This is a genomic window from Pigmentiphaga sp. YJ18, assembly GCF_038066655.1.
Taxonomy (GTDB): domain Bacteria; phylum Pseudomonadota; class Gammaproteobacteria; order Burkholderiales; family Burkholderiaceae_B; genus Pigmentiphaga.
Map to the genome: position 1 here is coordinate 1 of NZ_JBBUKU010000014.1, position 589 is coordinate 589.

At 67.7% G+C, this 589-nt stretch carries 1 protein-coding gene; it reads left to right on the top strand.

Annotated features, from left to right (window positions below):
* A partial coding sequence (locus WKR98_RS29215; RefSeq protein ID WP_341435418.1) for a two-partner secretion domain-containing protein occupies window positions 1–589 on the top strand: 589 nt, incomplete at both ends.

The following is a 589-nucleotide window of genomic DNA, read 5'->3' on the forward strand; positions in this document are numbered from 1 at the left end:
TGACGGCGCCCGAGCAGCAATCGGCGGCGGCGCGGCAGAAGCTGCAGACCTCGATCAACAACCTGAACCTGGCGGCGCAGGCGATCGCGGCGCAGCAGGCCCTGCAGAAGGCGGCGCGGGAAGCGGCGCAGGCGAGTGGGTCGTCGGTACCCGATGGTTTGGGCGAGGGCGGCCTGAAGGTCGATGCCAACAGCCTGACGGCGGGCTGGCTCAATGCGAAGGATCCGGTGCAGACGGCGTCGGGCGGCCAGACGAAGGTGACGATCGAGCAGACGGCGGACAAGGCGATCCTGAACTGGGAGACGTTCAACGTCGGCAAGGAGACGACGGTGGCGTTCGACCAGCAGGCGAGCTGGTCGGTGTTGAACCGGGTGAACGATCCGCAGGCGCGTCCGAGCCAGATCCAGGGGCGGATCGAAGCGCCCGGAACGGTGATGATCGTGAACCGCAACGGGATCGTGTTCAGCGGGTCGAGCCAGGTGAACGTGCGCAACCTGGCGGCGGCCGCGGCGGGGATGACCGACAGCCAGTTCAAGAAGGGGCTGTACAGCGAGGCGCAGGGCAGCGGGTACATCCCGAGCTTCGCCAA